Source organism: Stenotrophomonas sp. P5_B8 (assembly GCF_054049855.1).
This window is the reverse complement of sequence record NZ_JBFULO010000075.1, coordinates 1-13,026: the sequence shown is the minus strand read 5'-3', so window position 1 is coordinate 13,026 and position 13,026 is coordinate 1. Positions and strand designations below refer to the sequence as shown.

The window sequence follows — 13,026 nt, the reverse complement described above, 5'->3', positions numbered from 1 at the left end:
GATGAAGCCGGACAGGTCCGACAGCAGGAACACCGCCAGCGCGCCGATATCTTCCGGCTGGCCCACCCGCCCGACCGGGTGCTGTGCATGGTCGCGGCGCGACAGCGTCGGCGTGCGGCGGCGCGCCGGCCCCTGCCAGGCATCGGTGGTGATCCAGCCCGGGCTGATGCTGTTGACCCGCACGGCCGGGCCTTCGCTCAGCGCCAGCGCATGGGTGAACGCCACCAGCCCGCCCTTGGCGGCGGCATAGGCCTCGCTGTCCGCCTCGGACTGCCATGCACGGGTCGAGGCGATGTTGATGATCGCCCCGTCGTGTTCGCGCAGGGCCGGCAGCGCGTGCTTGCTGCACAGGAACGCGCCGTGCAGGCTGGACAGCCGGCGCTGCCATTCGGCCAGCGTCATTGCCGCCAGCGGCGTGCCATGCGCGCTGGCGATGCCGGCGTTGTTGACCAGCCCATCGATGCGGCCGAAGCGTTTGAGCGTCGCCTTCACCAGCGCCTGCACGCTGCGTTCGTTGGCCACGTCCGCGCGCTGGAAGGCCGCGCGTTCGGGCAATGCCCACTCCTTCAGGCAGGCCTTGCCGGCATCGGCATCGAGGTCGGCGATCATTACGCTGCCGCCGGCACCCAGTACCGCCTGCGCGATGCCGCGGCCCACGCCCTGCGCACCGCCGGTGACGATCACCACGCGATCGCGCAGCGGCTGCGGTGCCCACTCGGCAATGGCCGGGGTCAGTGGCACCGTGAGTTGTCCTTGCGCCCGAGCAGGCGCGTCCAGCCTTCCACGCCCAGCTTGTCCAGCGTTTCGATGTTGCGCTCCACGATCACGTCCGGGTCCGGGAACGCGGCCACGGCGCGCTCGACGCTGTCTTCGCGTAGCAGGTGCAGGGTCGGGTAGGGCGAACGGTTGGTGTAGTTGCTGACGTCATCGGTGGCCGCCCCGGCGAACTGGTACTGCGGGTGGAAACTGGCCACCTGCAGGATGCCCTGCAGGTCCAGCGCCTCGATCGCGGCATCGGCGTTGTCGAGGAAATCGTTGTACTCCAGGAAGTCGCCCRGCACGTGCGGATGCACGATCAGCGTGGTGTCGATCTGCTCGGCCGGGGTGTCGCGCAGCAGTACGAGTTCCTCGGCCAGTTCCTCCACCAGTGCCTCCGGGGTGGTGGCATCGCTGAGCACGAAACGCACCTGGTCCTTGACGTACACCGCCTTGGCGAACGGGCACAGGTTCAGCCCGATGACGATCTGCTCCAGCCAGGTGCGGGTTTCGGCGATGAAATCGGTGCCGTCCGGGGCGCTGCTGTCGGTGAAGCGGTCATCGTTCATGGCGGGCGGTATCGCGGGCTGGGCAGGCGATTGTAAGGCGCAGGACGGCACGGGCGCGTATCGGCGCGGACAGGGTACTGCTCGGCGACCGGCCCCCCACCGCATGCCTACTGTCCATTAACTGGACAGTGGGCATGCTGCAAAGTCCTTGTGCGGCAAGCACTTGTGCCGAATGCGGCCAGTGGCCAATAGGCAGCGCCGCCGTGCGGGTATTGAATGTCCGGGTGAACCAGAACGATAAAGGCGAGCAGACAATGACTGAAACATCCTCCTTCCTTCCCACGGATCTGTGGTCCGGCAAACTGTTCGACGGCACGTGGCAGACCGGCGCCGGCGTCCAGGACGTGATCGAACCGGCCACCGGCAACACCCTCGGGAAGATCGCCATGACCGACCCGGCCGGCATCGCCGCGGCCGCTGCCACCGCCGCCAAGGCGCAGCGCGAATGGGCCGCCGCCCCGTACGAGACGCGCGCCCAGGTACTTCGCCGCGCTGCGCAGTTGGCCGAGCAGTACAACGATGACATCGTGCAGTGGCTGGTCCGCGAAAGCGGCTCCACCCGGCTCAAGGCCGGCTCCGAAGCGAAGGTGAACACCAAGGCGCTGCACGAAGCGTCCGCGCTGCCCTCGCGCAGCATCGGCGAAGTGCTGCCCTCCGAACCCGGCCGCCTCAACCTGGCGCGGCGGCGTCCCCTCGGCGTGGTCGGGGTGATCGCACCGTTCAATTTCCCGCTGTACCTGGCCATGCGGGCGGTCGCGCCGGCGCTCGCGCTGGGCAATGCGGTGGTGCTCAAGCCCGATCCGCGGACCGCCGTGTGCGGCGGCTTCGTCATCGCGCGCCTGTTCGAGCTGGCCGGGTTGCCGGCCGGCCTGCTGCACGTGCTGCCCGGGGACGGCGCCGCCGGTGCCGCGCTCACCAGCGATCCCAACATCGCCATGATCCAGTTCACCGGTTCCACCGGTGCCGGGCGCAAGGTCGGCGAGGCGGCGGGCAAGCACCTGAAGAAAGTCTCGCTGGAACTGGGCGGGAAGAATTCGCTGATCATCCTGGACGACGCCGACCTCGACCTGGCCGTCGCCAACACCGCCTGGGGCGTGTACCTGCACCAAGGTCAGATCTGCATGGCCACCGGCCGCGTGCTGGTCCAGCGCAGCATCCATGCGCGCTTCCTGGAGAAACTGGTGGCCAAGGCTAGGTCGCTCAAGGTCGGTGATCCGGCGACGGGCGATGTGGCGATCGGTCCGCTGATCAACGCACAGCAGCGTGACCACGCCGCACGCATCGTCGCCCAGGCGCAGGCCGCCGGTGCCACCCTGGCCACGGGCGGTGGCTACAAGGACCTGTTCTTCGAACCGACGGTGCTCAGCGATGTGGGCCACGACAACCCGGCCTTCCGCGAAGAGATCTTCGCGCCGGTCGCGGTGGTGGTGCCGTTCGATACCGACGACGATGCCGTCGCGCTGGCCAACGACAGCGAGTACGGCCTGTCGATGGCGATCGTGTCGAGCAATGTCGGTCGCGCGCTCACGCTCGGCGAGCAGCTGCGTACCGGCCTGCTGCACATCAACGACCAGACCGTCAACGATGAGGTGATCAATCCGTTCGGTGGCGTCGGCGCGTCCGGCAACGGCACCAGCATCGGCGGTCCGTCGAACATCGACGAGTTCACCCAGTGGCAGTGGCTGACCGTCAAGGGCGAAGCGCCCGCCTACCCGATCTGAGAAGGAAACCGACATGACCGCAACAACCGAACTGCGCGACATCACCGTGGCCGTGGTGCGCGAGAAGGAACAGCCGTTCACCATCGAAAAGGCCCGCATCCGCGGCCCGCAGGACGACGAAGTGCTGGTGCGCGTGGTGGCCACCGGCCTGTGCCATACCGACCTGATCGTGCGCGACCAGTACTACCCGGTGCCGCTGCCTGCGGTGCTTGGCCATGAAGGCGCGGGTATCGTCGAAGCGCTTGGCCCGGGCGTGAAGGACCTCAAGGTCGGCGACCACGTCGTGCTGACCTACGGCGCCTGTGGCCACTGCAATCCCTGCAGCGGCGGCCACGGTGCGTACTGCAAGGATTTCTTCGGGCTCAACTTCGGCGGTGGCGCGCTGGATGGTTCCACCGCCATCCAGGATCCGGACGGCAACCCGCTGCACGATCATTTCTTCGCGCAGTCTTCCTTCGCCACCTATGCGCTGAGCCGCGAGAACAACGCCATCAAGGTGCCCGAGGATGCGCCGATCGAACTGCTTGGCCCGCTCGGCTGCGGCATCCAGACCGGTGCCGGCGCGGTGATCAACTCGCTCAAGGTCAGCGCCGGCAGCAGCTTCGCCAGCTTTGGTGCCGGTGCCGTCGGCCTGAGCGCGGTGATGGCCGCCCGCGTTGCCGGGGCGACCACCATCATCGCCATCGATGTGGTGCCGTCGCGATTGGCGCTGGCCAAGGAACTGGGCGCCACCCACGTGATCAACAGCCGCGAGGTGGATGTGGTTGACGCCGTGCGCGAGATCACCGGCGGCGGTGCCAACTTCGCGCTGGAATCCACCGGTCGCCCGGAGGTGCTGGCACAGGGCATCGAAGCGCTTGGCGGGCGCGGCGTGATCGGTGTGGTCGGTGCGCCGAAGCTGGGCACCAAGGCCGAGTTCGACGTCAACAACCTGCTGCTCGGCGGGCGCAGCATCCGTGGCATCGTCGAGGGCGACAGCGTGCCCAAGGTGTTCATCCCGCAGCTGGTGCAGCTGTACCAGCAGGGCCGCTTCCCGTTCGACAAGCTGGTCAGGTTCTATCCGCTGGACCAGATCAACCAGGCGGCTGAAGACAGCACCCGCGGGGTGACCCTCAAGCCGATCCTGACCCTGGGCAAGTGAAACAATCCGTCGCGGACATGGGTATCCGCGACGGCACAGGCAGTCAGGTTGCCGGGTGTACGCTGTCAGTCCCCTGGGAGGTGACCGATGGCTGTGATGCAACGGGAACAGCAGCAGGTACTGGCTGCCGCGCGCCAGCGCTTCGCCGACGGCGGGGCGCTGGCCGAATCGTTGCTGGCGCCGTCGGTGCAGCGTTCCTGGGAGCGCTCACGGCTGGCCGGCGTGCAACCGTGGCAGGCGCCGCATTACGCGCCGCTGGCGACCTCCGGTCCGCGCCTGGAAGACCCGGCCGACCGCCGCCTGGCGCGTTGCGTCCGCGAGGACCTCGACCACCTCTGGGCCGCCTTCGGCGGACGCCAGTGGACCCTGTTCTGCGTCAATGCCGACGGCACGGTCGTGGCCCAGCGCGAGCATGGCCTGGCGGACGTGCCGGTGCTGCGCCCGATCCAGATAGGCAGACGCCTGCGCGAGATCGATATCGGCACCACCGCACCAGCATGCAGCCTCGCCGACGATGCGCCTGCACTGGTACGCGGCAACGAACACTACCTGGACCGCTTCGCCTCGGTGTTCTGCCTGAGCGTGCCGCTGCACGGACTGGACGGACAGGTCCTGGGCGCATTGGACATCACCGGCACCGGCGAACGCGATGCTGAACTGCTGCACGGCTATTTCCGCCAGGCCGCGCTGTCCACCGAAAACCGCCTCATGCGCGAACACCGGCCCTGCCACCTGTTGGCCGTGCAGCACGACGCGCGCTGGCTGCATTCTCCGTTGCAGGGCCTGCTGGCGGTGGAAGAAGACGGCCACATCCGTGCCGCCAACCGCGTCGCGCGGCGCCTGTTCGGCCTGCCCCGACGCGGCCCGCTGCCCCTGCTGACCCTCGATGCCCTGTTCGCTGGCGCCAGCGTGCACCAGCGCCGCCGCCTGCTGCAGGCGGGCCCTGCGTACCGTGTACGCCTTGCCGAAGACAGCGCCGTGCAGGTGCAGTACCTGCGTGGACCGCTTGYGGCACGCGCCGGGGTGGGGAGCGATGCATACGTCCGCGAGGTCGGTAGCCGTTCGTTGCGCGCGCTGACCACGCAAAGCGTGCGCGATGCCGTGGCCGCGCACCAGGGCAACGTCACCGCAGCGGCGCGCCAGCTGGGTATTTCGCGCACAACGCTCTACAAGCACCTGCGCGGATAGATGTGCGTGGTTGCCGGCCAGCTGCCGGCAATGCCAGCGGAGGATCCGCGTTCGATCAATCGCGGAAATTGTCGAACTGCAGCGGAACCTCGAAGGTCTCCTTCCTCAGCAGCGCCATCGCATCCTGCAGGTCGTCGCGCTTCTTGCCCGTCACCCGCAGCTTGTCGCCGTTGATCTGGCTGTCCACCTTCAGCTTGGCTTCCTTGATCTTCGCCGCGATCTTCTTGGCCACCTTCTGCTCGATGCCCTGCTTGACCGTGATCTTCTGCCGCGCACCGGCAAGATTGGATTCGATGTCACCAAACTCCAGGCACGCCGCGTCGATCTTCCGCGCGGTCAGCCGCTGGCGCAGGATGTCGGTCATCTGCTGCAGCTGGAAATCGCTCGGCGCGGACTGGGTGATCACGCTGTCTTCCAGCACGAACTCCGCCTCCACCCCCTTGAAATCGAAGCGCGTGGACAGCTCGCGGTTGGCCTGGTCGACCGCGTTGGTCAACTCGTGGGTGTCGACTTCGGAAACAACGTCAAAAGAGGGCATGGGCAAACTCCAGCGGATGAATGCCCACATTCTATCAAGCCACCATGGACGGCCCGGCCAAGGCGGCGATAATGGGCCATGAACACGCAGAAATCCCCCACCCGCGCCGTCGCCTGGATGCTCATCGCCGTCGCCTGCTTCTCGCTGATGGATGCGGGCATGAAGCAGCTCTCGGCCAGCTACCCCACCTTGCAGGTCACTTTCCTGCGCGGCGCCGCCTCGCTGCCATTCGTGCTGGTCTGGGTGCTGGCCACCGCCGGCCCGCGCTCGCTGGTGCCCCGGCGCTGGGCCCTGCACCTGCTGCGCGGCGTGCTCGGCATGGCGATGATCGGCTGCTTCGTCTACGCCCTGCGCAGCCTGCCGCTGTCCACCGCCTACACCATCTACTTCGTCGCCCCGCTGCTGATCGCCGCGCTCTCGGTGCCGCTGCTGGGCGAGCACGTGGGCCCGCGCCGCTGGATCGCCATCGGCATCGGCCTGGTCGGGGTGCTGGTGGTGCTGCGTCCGGGCATGGGCGGCTTCATCTCCATCCCCGGGCTGATGGTGTTGCTGGCCGCCACCGCCTACGCGGTCGCCGCGATCACCGTCAGCATGCTCACCCGCACCGACACCCCGCAGTCGATGGTGGTGTGGTTCCTGGTGATCATGGCCATCGGCGCCGGCCTGCTGGCCCTGCCGGACTGGCAGCCGTTGCAGCTCGGCCACGCCGCGCTGATCGCCGGCATGGGTCTGGCCGGGGCAGGGGGCCAGGTCGCCCTGACCCGCGCCTTCCAGCTCGGCGAGGCATCGATGATCGCTCCGCTGGAATACACCGGGCTGGTCTGGGTGATCGGCTGGGACCTGCTGTTCTGGGGCGCGCTGCCGGATGGGGCGACCTGGCTGGGCGCGGCGATCATCGTCGCCTCCGGCCTGTACCTGCTGCACCGCGAGCGCATCCGCCAGGTCCAGCCGCCCACACCGCTGGACCATCCCTGAGCCCGCGCGGGGCCCGCCCGGCCCCGATCACGCTGCCTTAGAACCAAACGGAATATCATTGCGCGCTGCCGCACGGGCCAGGGCCGTCCCGCGCTGGTAGGCTGCACGCCCCCTCCCGTCGATGCCCGGTTGACCGCGAAGTGATCGAGTTCCAGCGCCTGCACAAATCCTATGCCGTCGGCGGCCGCGCGATCGCCGCGCTGCAGCCGCTGGACCTGACCATCGAGGCCGGCGAAGTGTTCGGCATCATCGGCCATTCCGGTGCGGGCAAATCGACCCTGATCCGCCTGATCAACCGGCTCGAGGAACCCACCGGTGGGCGCCTGCTGATCAACGGCGAGGATGTCACCGCGCTCGACGCGGCCGGCCTGCGCGTGCTGAGGCGGAAGATCGGCATGATCTTCCAGCACTTCAACCTGCTGTCCTCGCGCACGGTGGCCTCCAATGTCGCCTTCCCGCTGGAACTGGCCGGTACCCCGCGCGCGGAAATCGACGCGCGCGTGGACGAATTGCTGCACACCGTCGGCCTGGAGGCGCACGCGGGCAAGTACCCCGCGCAGCTGTCGGGCGGCCAGAAGCAGCGCGTCGGCATCGCCCGCGCGCTGGCCACCCGTCCGCAGATCCTGCTGTGCGATGAGGCCACCAGCGCGCTGGACCCGCAGACCACCGCCTCGGTGCTCAAGCTGCTGGGCAGGATCAACCGCGAACTCGGCCTGACCATCGTGCTGATCACCCACGAGATGGACGTGATCCGCCGCGTCTGCGACCGCGTGGCCGTGCTCGATGCCGGCCACCTGGTCGAAACCGGCCCGGTCACCGACGTTTTCCTGCACCCGCAACATCCGACCACGCGGCGCTTCGTCAACGAGTCCGAACAGGTCGACGAAGGCGAGCTGCACAAGGACTTCCAGGCCGTGGCCGGGCGCATCGTGCGCCTGACCTTCCTGGGTGCGGACACTTACGAACCGCTGCTGGGCCGCATCGCGCGCGACACCGGCGTGGACTACAACATCCTGTCCGGCCGCATCGACCGGATCAAAGACACCCCGTATGGCCAGCTGACCGTGTCGCTGGTCGGGGGCGACGTGCAGGCCGCGCAGGCCGGTTTCGTCGCCGCCGGTGTCCACCTCGAGGAGCTGCGTCGATGATCCTGGCTGCTGCAGGCGGCTTCTTCCGCCATCTCGATGCGGGCAAGTGGGCCGATATCGGCCAGGCCACGCTGGATACCCTGCTGATGCTCGGCGGCTCGCTGCCGCTGACCCTGGTCATCGGCCTGCCGCTGGGCGTGCTGCTGTTCCTTACCGGCTCGCCGCAGCTGCATCGCAAACCGGTGCTGTACGGCGCGCTGGCGCTGTTGGTCAACCTGCTGCGCTCGGTGCCCTTCATCATCCTGATGATCGTGCTGATTCCGCTCACGCTGTGGATGATGGGTACCTCGCTGGGTGTGCGCGGGGCGATCGTGCCGCTGGTGATCGGTGCAGCGCCGTTCTATGCACGGCTGGTGGAAACCGCCCTGCGCGAAGTCGACCGTGGCGTCATCGAAGCCACCCAGGCGATGGGCGCCACCACCTGGCAGCTGGTCACCCGCGTATTGCTGCCCGAAGCGCGCCCCGGCCTGATCGCCGGCGCCACTGTTACCGTGATCGCGCTGATCGGCTTCACCGCGATGGGCGGTGCGATCGGCTCGGGCGGTCTGGGCGACCTGGCGTTCCGCGATGGCTACCAGCGCTCGCACACCGACGTGGCGCTGGTCACCGTGGTGCTGCTGCTGGTGCTGGTGCAGGCCCTGCAGATGCTGGGCGATTGGCTGGTGACGCGCTACAGCCGGAAGTGATTGGCAGGCACTTCAGGTCATGCCGGTTTGCGTGACCGCCATCTGTGTTATATTCCGTTTGGCGTAATACGCTGGGCGGAATGATCCAATCCTTCCGCTGCCGTCATACGCTCGCTCTGTTTGATGGGCGATGTCCTCGCCAGTTTCGCGGGTTCCAGTCACTGGCGGAGCGCAAGCTGCAGATCCTGGACGCGGCACAGACGCTGCAATTCCTGCGCAGCCCGCCCGGAAATCGGCTCGAAGCGCTTTGCGGCGATCGACGCGGACAGCACAGTATCCGCATCAATGCGCAGTGGCGGTTGTGTTTTGTCTGGACCGACAACGGTCCGCATGACGTCGAGATCGTCGATTACCACTGAGGTGCCACGCATGAGCCGACCCATCAACAAACTCAGGGCCGTCCACCCCGGCGAGATCCTCCGCGAGGAGTTCCTGCGGCCCTTGCAGCTGAGCATCACCGGGCTGGCGCGGGCACTGGATGTGCCGCCTACGCGTCTGCACGCGATCGTGCACGAAACCCGCGGCGTCACGGCCGACACCGCAGTACGGCTGGCACGTCACTTTGGTGGCGATGCCGCCTCGTGGTTGGCCCTGCAGGCCGAATACGACCTCAAGACGCTCCCCACCCGCCGGGAAATCGAGAGCAGGGTGCAGCCACGCCAGGCGGCGTGACCACCGGCATCAGCGGACGTTCGGGACCTCATAGCCCAGCCGGTCCACCTGCTCGGGGTGCTGCGGCACGCGCTTGAGCTTGTCGGTATTGACCCCGTACTCGTCGCGCAGGCGGGTGGCCAGTTCCTTGTACAGGTCCTTGTCCATGTCCGGCTTGCGCGCGAAGATCCAGGCCATCTCGCGGCCCGGGTAGCCGAGCATCGCCCATGAGTAGTCCGGAGCCACTTCCAGCACGCGGGTATGGGTCGGCACGACCTTGTAGAACCAGGTACGCCAGTTGTGGTTGCCGCTGTCCTCGTCCACCGAGGCACGCACGGTCAGCTGCTGCTGCGGTTCGGAGAAGCCGTTGCGGTAGCGGTAGGTGATGCTCACCTTCTGGTCGCCACGCAGGCTGAATTCGTTGACGCTGGCCACGTGGCCGCGTTCGACCGGATTGGGAACACGGCCGATCACATACCAGGTGCCCATGAACCGCTGCAGGTCGATCGGAGCGCCTGTCGATTCGCTGGCCACCGGTGCCGGGGTCGGCTTGGCCTCGTGGCGGAAGGCGCAGGCGGACAGCAGCGACAGCGTCGACAGCAACAGGACAGCGCGAAGCGGGCGGTTCAGAGACATGCGGCAGGAGGCTCCAGTGGCTGGCAGGGGCATGGTGGGTGGGACGACGGAGAACGTCAATGGTGGCGTTCACACTGGCCCTCCATGCGGCGGCGACAGGTCGCAGCCAGTGAGATGGTGGCACGGCAAGGTGACGCATCACTTTCGCACGGAGTCGTGTCATGCCCTTGTCGTCTTCGCGTCGTCAACCACGTTCACACGGTCCCTCGCGCACCGCCAGCGCGCCCGATCCGCAGGTGCTGCGCTGGGTCCGGCAACTCGCCCTGGCGGGACTGGCCCTGGTCCTGGTGTGGCCGGCCGCCCGCGGCAGCAGTGTCTGGCTGGGCTGGTTGCCGCTGTGGCTGGTCGGCATGCCGTTGCTGGCCTGGTGGAGCCTGTACCGGTTCCGGCTGCCGCAGCTTCTGCTACGCCGCCGCAGCACGCGCCGTCGCGGCCCACAGGCCCGCCGCCGCACCCGCGTGGCGCCGCGTACCGCGCGCCCTGACCTTCGACACGGGAGCGCCGGCCAGACCGTGTGATAGCGTCCGGGGCTTATGACTGCCTGGAGCTTCAATGTCCAACATCGCTTCGGCCTGCCTGATGGCAGGCCTGATCACGGCCGGTACGGTGGGTACCGCCATGGCCGCTGAGACCCCCGCCGACCCTTACGCGTGGCTGGAAGACGTCACCGGCGACAAGTCGCTGGACTGGGTCAAGCAGCAGAACGCCAAATCCGAAGGCCGCCTGGCCCAGACCCCGGCGTTCAAGCAGATGGAAGCCAGCATCCGCGAGGTGCTCGATTCGGACGCCAAGATCCCCGGCGTGCAGAAGATCGGCGACTACTACTACAACTTCTGGAAGGACAAGCAGCACGAGCGCGGCCTGTGGCGCCGCACCACGCTGGCCGAATACCGCAAGGCGTCGCCTACCTGGGAAACCGTGCTCGATCTGGACGCGCTGAACAAGGCCGAAGGCGAAAACTGGGTCTGGCACGGTGCCGACTGCCTGCGCCCGGATTACTCGCGCTGCCTGATCGCGCTGTCGCGCGGCGGCGCCGATGCCGATGTCACCCGTGAGTTCAACCTCGCCGACAAGACCTGGATCAAGGACGGTTTCTTCCGCCCCGAATCCAAGGGCGGCCTGAACTGGATCGATCGCGACACCGTGTTCGTCTATACCGATTTCGGTGACGGCACGATGACCACCTCCGGCTACCCGCGCGTGGCCAAGCTGTGGAAGCGCGGCACCCCGATGGCCTCGGCCAGCATGGTTTACGAAGGCAAGCCCGATGACATGTACATCGCGGCGATGCACGACGACACCCCCGGCTATGAGCGCAACCTGGTCAGCCGCACGCTGGCCTTCTACAACAACGAGATCTACCTGTGCGGCAACGATGGCACGCTCACCAGGATCGATGCGCCGAACTCGGCAGAGAAAGGCCTGCGCAAGCAATGGCTGACCCTGGAACTGCGCGAACCGTGGACCGTGGGCGGCAAGACCTATACCGCCGGTTCCCTGCTGGTGACCAAGCTGGATGATTTCATCGCCGGCAAGCGCGCGTTCGAGGTGCTGTTCGCCCCGACCGCGACGACGTCGCTGGCCGGCACCAGCTGGACGAAGAATCACCTGGTGCTCAACGTGCTCGACGACGTCAAGAGCCGCCTGAGCGTGCTGACCCCGACCGAGAATGGCTGGAAGAAGAGCGACTTCACCGGCGCGCCGACGTTCGGCACCGTGGCCGTCGGTGCGGTCGATGCCGACGACAGCGACGCGGTATGGATGACCGTCACCGACTACCTGACCCCGACCACCCTGGCGCTGGCCGAGATCGGCAAGCAGCCGGAAGTGCTCAAGACCATGCCGGCGTTCTTCAATGCCGACGGCAAGGTGATCGAGCAGCACTTCGCCACCAGCAAAGACGGCACCCGCGTGCCGTACTTCGTGGTGCATGCCAAGGAAATGAAGCTGGACGGTTCCAACCCGACCCTGCTGTACGGCTACGGTGGCTTCGAGATTTCGCTGACGCCGTCGTATTCGGGCGGCATGGGCCGTGCGTGGCTGGAGAAGGGCGGTGTGTACGTGGTGGCCAACATCCGTGGCGGCGGCGAGTACGGCCCGCGCTGGCACCAGGCGGCACTGAAGCAGAACCGCCACAAGGCCTATGAAGACATGGCCGCGGTCGCACGCGACCTGGTCAGCCGCAAGATCACCTCGGCCAAACACCTGGGCGTGCAGGGCGGCAGCAACGGTGGCCTGCTCACCGGCAACATGCTCACCCAGTACCCCGAGCTGTTCGGGGCGGTGGTGGTGCAGGTGCCGCTGCTGGACATGAAGCGCTACAGCCACCTGCTGGCGGGCGCGTCGTGGATGGCCGAGTACGGCAATCCGGATACGGCCGACTGGGACTTCATCAAGACCTTCTCGCCGTACCACCTGTTCGATCCGAACAAGACCTACCCGCCGGTGCTGTTCACCACCTCCACCCGCGATGACCGGGTGCATCCGGGCCATGCCCGCAAGATGGCGGCCAAGATGATCGCGGCCGGCAAGGATGTGACCTACTACGAGAACATCGAGGGCGGTCACGGCGGTGCGGCGAACAATGCGCAGGCCGCGCATATGTCGGCATTGGCCTATAGCTTCCTGTGGGAGCAGTTGCGGTAGAGTCGAGCGTTGCTCGACTGGTACCGTTGAGCGTTGCTCGACTGCTGGGATGGCCCATCGGCCCGGTAGCCGCAGAGAATAGCCGAACGCATCTTCGGTCCGACTCCGGGTGGTGGGGCGTCGTGTTGGCCTCACCCCAGTTTCAACGCCACGCAGCAATGCGTGGCGTTTTTTTTGGGTTTTTCTTTCGCCTGCGGCGGGCTTTCAAGTGCGGAAGGCAACTGCAGGATCAACGTCAACTTCATTTTCAACCGCCGCGGGTGTGCGCCTTCGCTGGCTTGGGCGGGTACGGGTGGGTGTGCGGGACACGCTGCAAGTACATCCATGTAAGCTCGCGGGCGCAATCCATGGCGCCCGACGGGCCCGCACAC

The 13,026-nt window shown here is 67.2% G+C and carries 15 protein-coding genes; 10 read left to right on the top strand and 5 right to left on the bottom strand.

What is annotated here, in order from left to right; all coding sequences use genetic code 11:
• Positions 1-741: SDR family oxidoreductase (locus tag ACXJKH_RS06525; RefSeq protein WP_457318785.1), on the bottom strand; the 741-nt coding region annotated here is incomplete at its 3' end.
• Positions 732-1,325, bottom strand: a complete 594-nt coding sequence (locus ACXJKH_RS06520) for a DUF1415 domain-containing protein (RefSeq protein ID WP_457318783.1) — start codon at positions 1,323-1,325, stop codon at positions 732-734. The genes ACXJKH_RS06520 and ACXJKH_RS06525, both read right to left, overlap by 10 nt.
• A gap of 254 nt (positions 1,326-1,579) precedes the next feature.
• On the opposite strand from ACXJKH_RS06520, the gene ACXJKH_RS06515 reads away from it, so the two are divergent.
• The 3 genes from ACXJKH_RS06515 (at position 1,580) to ACXJKH_RS06505 (ending at position 5,375) form a co-directional block, all read left to right on the top strand.
• Positions 1,580-3,046, top strand: a complete 1,467-nt coding sequence (locus ACXJKH_RS06515; protein WP_457318781.1) for a benzaldehyde dehydrogenase — start codon at positions 1,580-1,582, stop codon at positions 3,044-3,046.
• 13 nt (positions 3,047-3,059) lie between these two features.
• Positions 3,060-4,187 carry an NAD(P)-dependent alcohol dehydrogenase gene (locus ACXJKH_RS06510; protein ID WP_457318780.1) on the top strand — a complete coding sequence of 376 codons (1,128 nt, stop codon included), beginning with the start codon at positions 3,060-3,062 and terminating at the stop codon, positions 4,185-4,187.
• Between the two features lie 87 nt (positions 4,188-4,274).
• On the top strand, positions 4,275-5,375 hold the full coding sequence (locus ACXJKH_RS06505) for a helix-turn-helix domain-containing protein (RefSeq protein ID WP_457318778.1): 1,101 nt from the start codon (positions 4,275-4,277) through the stop codon (positions 5,373-5,375).
• Positions 5,376-5,430: 55 nt separating this feature from the next.
• Here ACXJKH_RS06505 and ACXJKH_RS06500 read toward each other — a convergent pair whose 3' ends face one another.
• Positions 5,431-5,913, bottom strand: a complete 483-nt coding sequence (locus ACXJKH_RS06500) for a YajQ family cyclic di-GMP-binding protein (protein WP_256776930.1) — start codon at positions 5,911-5,913, stop codon at positions 5,431-5,433.
• A 78-nt stretch (positions 5,914-5,991) separates the two neighbouring features.
• Between ACXJKH_RS06500 and ACXJKH_RS06495 the strand changes: the two genes are divergently transcribed.
• The 5 genes from ACXJKH_RS06495 to ACXJKH_RS06475 all read left to right on the top strand — a co-directional run bounded on the left by ACXJKH_RS06495 (position 5,992) and on the right by ACXJKH_RS06475 (position 9,394).
• Positions 5,992-6,888 (top strand): DMT family transporter, encoded by an 897-nt coding sequence (locus ACXJKH_RS06495; RefSeq protein ID WP_457318776.1) that lies wholly within the window; start codon positions 5,992-5,994, stop codon positions 6,886-6,888.
• A 140-nt stretch (positions 6,889-7,028) separates the two neighbouring features.
• Entirely contained in the window at positions 7,029-8,036 is a 1,008-nt protein-coding gene (locus ACXJKH_RS06490) for an ATP-binding cassette domain-containing protein (RefSeq protein ID WP_256776932.1), read from the top strand.
• On the top strand, positions 8,033-8,722 hold the full coding sequence (locus ACXJKH_RS06485; protein WP_256776933.1) for a methionine ABC transporter permease: 690 nt from the start codon (positions 8,033-8,035) through the stop codon (positions 8,720-8,722). Before ACXJKH_RS06490 ends, ACXJKH_RS06485 begins: the two co-directional genes overlap by 4 nt.
• 80 nt (positions 8,723-8,802) lie before the next feature.
• Positions 8,803-9,081 carry a type II toxin-antitoxin system RelE/ParE family toxin gene (locus ACXJKH_RS06480; protein WP_457318774.1) on the top strand — a complete coding sequence of 93 codons (279 nt, stop codon included), beginning with the start codon at positions 8,803-8,805 and terminating at the stop codon, positions 9,079-9,081.
• Positions 9,082-9,091: 10 nt separating this feature from the next.
• Complete coding sequence (locus tag ACXJKH_RS06475; protein ID WP_256776934.1) at positions 9,092-9,394, top strand: HigA family addiction module antitoxin; 303 nt, start codon at positions 9,092-9,094, stop codon at positions 9,392-9,394.
• Between the two features lie 9 nt (positions 9,395-9,403).
• On the opposite strand, the gene ACXJKH_RS06470 is transcribed toward ACXJKH_RS06475, so the two are convergent.
• Entirely contained in the window at positions 9,404-10,009 is a 606-nt protein-coding gene (locus tag ACXJKH_RS06470; protein WP_256776935.1) for a lipocalin family protein, read from the bottom strand.
• A gap of 161 nt (positions 10,010-10,170) precedes the next feature.
• Between ACXJKH_RS06470 and ACXJKH_RS06465 the strand changes: the two genes are divergently transcribed.
• On the top strand, positions 10,171-10,527 hold the full coding sequence (locus ACXJKH_RS06465; RefSeq protein WP_457318772.1) for a hypothetical protein: 357 nt from the start codon (positions 10,171-10,173) through the stop codon (positions 10,525-10,527).
• A gap of 34 nt (positions 10,528-10,561) precedes the next feature.
• Positions 10,562-12,655, top strand: a complete 2,094-nt coding sequence (locus ACXJKH_RS06460; protein ID WP_457318771.1) for a prolyl oligopeptidase family serine peptidase — start codon at positions 10,562-10,564, stop codon at positions 12,653-12,655.
• 131 nt (positions 12,656-12,786) lie between these two features.
• Here ACXJKH_RS06460 and ACXJKH_RS06455 read toward each other — a convergent pair.
• The coding region (locus ACXJKH_RS06455) for a hypothetical protein (protein WP_457318769.1) at positions 12,787-13,026 on the bottom strand (240 nt) is incomplete at its 5' end.

Bases quoted from the DNA above. Each gene is read 5' to 3' on its own strand.
- ACXJKH_RS06495 (WP_457318776.1), top strand. From the start codon at position 5,992: ATGAACACGCAGAAATCCCCCACCCGCGCCGTCGCCTGGATGCTCATC.
- ACXJKH_RS06510 (WP_457318780.1), top strand. From the start codon at position 3,060: ATGACCGCAACAACCGAACTGCGCGACATCACCGTGGCCGTGGTGCGC.
- ACXJKH_RS06485 (WP_256776933.1), top strand. From the start codon at position 8,033: ATGATCCTGGCTGCTGCAGGCGGCTTCTTCCGCCATCTCGATGCGGGC.
- ACXJKH_RS06475 (WP_256776934.1), top strand. From the start codon at position 9,092: ATGAGCCGACCCATCAACAAACTCAGGGCCGTCCACCCCGGCGAGATC.
- ACXJKH_RS06500 (WP_256776930.1), bottom strand. From the start codon at position 5,913: ATGCCCTCTTTTGACGTTGTTTCCGAAGTCGACACCCACGAGTTGACC.
- ACXJKH_RS06470 (WP_256776935.1), bottom strand. From the start codon at position 10,009: ATGTCTCTGAACCGCCCGCTTCGCGCTGTCCTGTTGCTGTCGACGCTG.
- ACXJKH_RS06515 (WP_457318781.1), top strand. From the start codon at position 1,580: ATGACTGAAACATCCTCCTTCCTTCCCACGGATCTGTGGTCCGGCAAA.
- ACXJKH_RS06465 (WP_457318772.1), top strand. From the start codon at position 10,171: ATGCCCTTGTCGTCTTCGCGTCGTCAACCACGTTCACACGGTCCCTCG.
- ACXJKH_RS06480 (WP_457318774.1), top strand. From the start codon at position 8,803: ATGATCCAATCCTTCCGCTGCCGTCATACGCTCGCTCTGTTTGATGGG.
- ACXJKH_RS06460 (WP_457318771.1), top strand. From the start codon at position 10,562: ATGTCCAACATCGCTTCGGCCTGCCTGATGGCAGGCCTGATCACGGCC.